A 4,645-nucleotide genomic window follows, 5' to 3' on the forward strand; every position below is an offset into this window, starting at 1 on the left:
AGCCGCGCCACCGCCCGGTCCGCGGTGCGTCCCGGCTGCTCCAGCCAGCCGCACGCGATCCGCAGCGCCAGCGGCCAGCCGTCGCACAGGTCGGCGATCTCGGCGGCGCGGCCCGGGTCGATCCCGGGTACGAGTCCGACGACGAGTTCGATCGCGTGGTTCCGGCTCAGCGCCTCGAGCCGCATCACCCGTTCGCCGAGCCCGCCGAGCTGCCGGTCCGTGGTGACCACGACGACGCTGTGCTCGGACGGCGGCAGCAGGTCCTCGACCTGGCGGCGGAGTTTCACGTTGTCGAACAGGATGAACAGCCGCCGTCCCGACGTGCGGTTCCGGTACATGTCGAGGCAGCCGCTCAACGTGTCGGGGATCTCCTGCGGGGCGACGCCGAGGGCGCGCAGCAGCGCCACGACGACGTCCTTCGGCCCGTTCGCCTCGCCTTCGGCCGGCGCGTCGAAGTCGAAGTGGAGCCGCCCGTCGGGGAACAGTTCCCGTTCCTGGTGCGCCCACCGGACGGCGACGGCCGTTTTGCCGCTGCCGCCCAGCCCCGTCAGCCGGAGCACGGCCGGACTGCCCGTGGCCCGCTCCTGCCCGGCGACCTCACTCATCCCGGCCAGCACCGGATGCCGGTTCACGAACACCGGAAGGTTCGCAGGCAGATTCGTCGGCGGCCTGGGGCCGGTCGACGTGAACGCCCCCTGCCGCGCCAGTTCGGGCAGCCCGCCCTGCTCGCGGGCCTCTTTGAGGACGGCCCGCTCGATCGCGGGCGCCAGCCGCCGCGCCAGCTCCGCCAACTCGATCCCGGCCCCGGCGAGAAGCTCCCGCCCGAGCACCCGCCGCCCGACCGCCCCATAACTCCCGTCAGGCAGCCCGGCCAGCTCAGCGGCCAGCATCCCCTCCGACCCGTCCAGCTCCCGATACCACCGAGGCTCCCGCCGTCCCCCGAGCTCAACCCGCACCGCCGCCATCAGCCGCTTCCCACCCCCGGGCAGCCCCTCCCCCACCTCATCCAGCGCCCGCCGCAGAATCCGCTCATGGTCTCTGGGCGTCAGCCATCCCCGAACCTCGAGCCCCGCCCACCCCAGAGACTTCTCCACCACATAAACGGCGATCGACTCCAGCACCACCGGCGCTCCTCCCGCGACCCGAGCCCCCAGGCTAGGCACTCCCCCCTCCGACGTCCACGCCCCCACCCCCAGCTCCCCCACGTCCCCATCCGGCCACCTCCAGCAGCCTGAGCGCCGTGCCGTGGAAGGTCTCTATGGGGGAGGACTGGTCGAGTCAGAGGGCGGCGGCGATCGTGCGGTCGTGCGCGAGGGGATCAGGCCGCTGTCATCGGGGTCTCACCATGAAGCGAGGCCAGGGTGTGCATGTGCTGTCTCCATCCCTGTCGGCACGGCCGGGGCGCGATGGGGTGAGGGAGAGCCGCCAGCCCCGGGTCCGTCACCACGAGAGGGTCACCTCGCAAGCGCCGACCAGCCCGCCCCGATCGAGCACGCGCTCCGGGACACCAACGTGAACACGGGAACCGGGTAGCCGGAGGCCGACGTTCCGCCCCCCGGGATCAGTACGAATCTTGAAGAAGTCGCTCCCCGGCCCGTCACCGAGCGCGGTTCCGGTGAGCGGATCGAAGATCTGGACCGGCCCCGGATAGGGCGAGACGATCAACCGCGGCTGGTCCGCGACCACCGTCAGCGCGATCGCTCGGATCGCTGTCTCGGGGTTCTTGAGGAAAACCGATCCTACGGAGGTGGCTTGAGAAGCGTTCCACAACGTGATCGGCCCTTCACAGCAGGAACTCGCGACCATCAGCGCACCGTTGGGAAGGTATTGAGACGCCATGTAGACAGGCTCTTGTTCGGGGTGGAGCGGCCTGCCGAGCGCCTCACCGGAGTACAGGTCCCAGAAACGGATGGTTTCATCGTCCGAGCTGGAGATGATGATTCTCCGGCCCTTTGCGTTCTCCTGAACATCCACAGCGTGAACGGGGGCGATGCTTAGCGTGGGGTCGATGGCAGCTCCGTCGCCGCTCCATCGCACGATCTCACAAAAGTAGCTCGCGGCAACGATGACTGTTTCGAAATTCTCGCCCTCGAATTTCGCCAGGGCCAGAAGACCTCCGTTCGGACTGTCGCAGGGCAGTTCCCTCCCGGTGATCGCGTCCCAGAGACGCAAGCCGTTCCAGGTGGCCACGGCCAGTGCCACATATCCGGCGCGCCGGACGAACATCAGATCGGAACAACTGGGACGCCCAAGGCCGACCGACCAGAGCAGGCGCCCCGTGTCGGCATCCCAGCACATCACGTTTTTATCGATAATTCCGGCGAACAATGACGGAGCCCCGCCATGGGGCGACGGATAGAACTCCGGAAACTCCAGATCGTCATCCACGTTGTTCAGAATGGTCGACATACCCAACCCTCTCCGCTGGGAAAATCTCCTCATCTGGCGGTCGGCTTGAAGACGGAGTTCTCTCGGGAGAGGTCGAGGATCTCCGACGTCCGGGTTTGATGACGAAGCATCTCGACAGATTAGCCGCGAGGCGATCCAGCGACGAGGCCAGCGACCAAGAGCGCCAACCGCGAGATCGCCGCCGGCTCGTGCATGCGCCTCTAGGAGACGAACGCCGCGGTCCCGCCAGCAGCGCCACCGCTCCGATCGTCGTCGCGGCGGGGACGGGCGTGGCGTGCGGTGGCCTCAGCGGGTGATGTGGGGGGAGGACTGGTCTAGGTGGAGGGTGGCGGCGGCGGCGCGGGCGACTGATTGGGGGGAAGGGCTGGTGAGGGTGGTGCGGGGGACGAAGATTCGGAGGGGGGAGGAGGCGGGGGCGGCGATCCAGCCTTCGGGGTGGTGTTCGCGGACGGAGATCGAGGTGGGGTCGGCGGCGGCCAGGAGGGCCAGGGCCTCGTCGTCGCGGGTGGCGGGGACGTAGGTGCCGTGGGTGAAGCGGACGGCGTCGCGGCCGGAGAGTCTGCGGAGGTCCCAGGCGGCGGTGCGGGCCTGCTGCGGCGTGGTCGGGCCGAGAGCGGCGGCGTCACGGTCGGCTCGGCGGCGGCTGAAGTGGCGGTAGCCCCCGAACACCATCAGGGCGATGCCGGCGAGGAACATGCGGACGCGCTGGGAAGTGCGGCTGGGCACGTGCTTCTGGAACGTGAGGGGCGCCGAGCAGGTCATGGGGATGGAGCCCGAGACGGGAGCCGTGAAGCGGGCGTCGAACGGCGCCTGCCGGGTGGTGAAGTCCAGCGGCCCTGACTGCTTCCCCAGCCGGATCCGGATCGTGGTGCCGGCGGCCGAGCAGTCCGGAACGGCCGACAGGTCGTAGCTGAAGTCCGGCGCGCTGAAATCGAGCCGGGCCATGGTGCCGGTGACGGTGAGGTCGTACTCGGCGCCCCGCTGAAGGTGGACGGTGCCCGGGGCGTGCTGCACGGCGGGCGCGTCGGCCGGGTAGAGGGCGCCGCCGACGGTGAGCGCACCGATGACGACGCCGACGAGAGGGCCCCAGCGACGAACGAAAGCATAGTTTTCGGACACGCGGTGATCGTAGGATAACGCGACCATAAAAGGGAGAGTGGACGTGGAGATCACGCGGGTCGCCGGGATTGCGACGTATTGGGCGGAGGGAGGCGCGGAGCTGACGGCCGCGCTGATCTTCAGGGTCGGGCGTGCCGACGAGCCGCCGACGCGGGCGGGCCTCACCCATCTCGTGGAGCATCTGGCCCTGCACTCCTTCGGCGGGGCCGAGCGGCACTTCAACGGCATGGTCGACGCCACCACCACGACGTTCGTGAAGTCCGGCACCCCCGAGGAGGTCGCCCGGTTCCTCACCGGGGTCTGCGACGCGCTCAACGACCTGCCCCTCGATCGGATGGACGCCGAGAAGCAGATCCTGCGGACCGAGGAGGCCGGACGCGGCGGCGCGCTCGGCGAGCTCCTGCTCTGGCGTTACGGCCCGCAAGGCCCCGGCCTGCTCGGCTACGACGAGATCGGCCTGCCCGAGATCTCCCGCGACGACGTCAGGGAGTGGGCGCGTACCCGGTTCACCCGCGGCAACGCCGTCCTCGTGTTCGCGGGCGGCCCGCCACCGGAGGGCCTGAACCTCACGCTCCCGGACGGCCCGCTCCATCCCGTCCCGCCCGCGGAGACGGTCCTGCCGTGGCTGCCCGCCACGATGCCGTTCAGCGGCCAGGGCGTCGGCCTGCTCGCGGACTGCCCGCGCACCTGGCCGGCCGTGGTCTACCGTGCGGCGCTGGGTCTGCGGCTGCACCGGGTGCTCCGGCAGGACAAGGCACTCAGCTACGCCCCCGCCGTCGACTTCCAGCGCTACGACGGCCGCACCGGTCATCTCCTCGCCCACGCCGACTGCCTGGAGGAGAACCGCGCGGCCCTGGTCGAGGCGTTCCTGGACGTCCTCGAAGAGCTGGCCGCCGTGCCGCTGACCGGCGAGGAGCTGGCGCATGCCGTCGAGGGCGATCTGGCGAACTTCGCCCGTCCCGAGGCGGCGGGCGCGTTCGCCCACGCGGCGGCCCGCAACGCGCTGTTCGACGTGCCCGCCGAGACCTTCGCCGAGGCGAGGGCGGCCCTGGAGGCGGTGACCGCCGACGACGTCCTGCGGGTCGCGCGGACCGTCCGCGATTCGGCGCTGGTCGCC

Annotated in this window: 3 protein-coding genes and 1 pseudogene; 1 reads left to right on the plus strand and 3 read right to left on the minus strand. The window is 70.4% G+C overall.

What is annotated here, in order from left to right:
• From ACYVE7_RS29400 to ACYVE7_RS29410, 3 genes and pseudogenes are all read right to left on the minus strand, one after another.
• Window positions 1-1,121: pseudogene (locus ACYVE7_RS29400) on the minus strand (hypothetical protein); the annotation flags it as partial.
• A gap of 319 nt (window positions 1,122-1,440) precedes the next feature.
• Window positions 1,441-2,409: a WD40 repeat domain-containing protein gene (locus ACYVE7_RS29405; RefSeq protein ID WP_460369210.1), complete on the minus strand. Its 969-nt coding sequence runs from the start codon at window positions 2,407-2,409 to the stop codon at window positions 1,441-1,443.
• A 285-nt stretch (window positions 2,410-2,694) separates the two neighbouring features.
• Window positions 2,695-3,528, minus strand: coding sequence for a hypothetical protein (locus tag ACYVE7_RS29410; RefSeq protein ID WP_460369212.1), 834 nt, complete (start codon window positions 3,526-3,528; stop codon window positions 2,695-2,697).
• Between the two features lie 43 nt (window positions 3,529-3,571).
• Between ACYVE7_RS29410 and ACYVE7_RS29415 the strand changes: the two genes are divergently transcribed.
• Window positions 3,572-4,645, plus strand: a 1,074-nt coding sequence (locus tag ACYVE7_RS29415) for a M16 family metallopeptidase (RefSeq protein WP_460369214.1), incomplete at its 3' end; no start/stop codon positions are given.

The organism is Actinocorallia lasiicapitis (genome assembly GCF_054778695.1).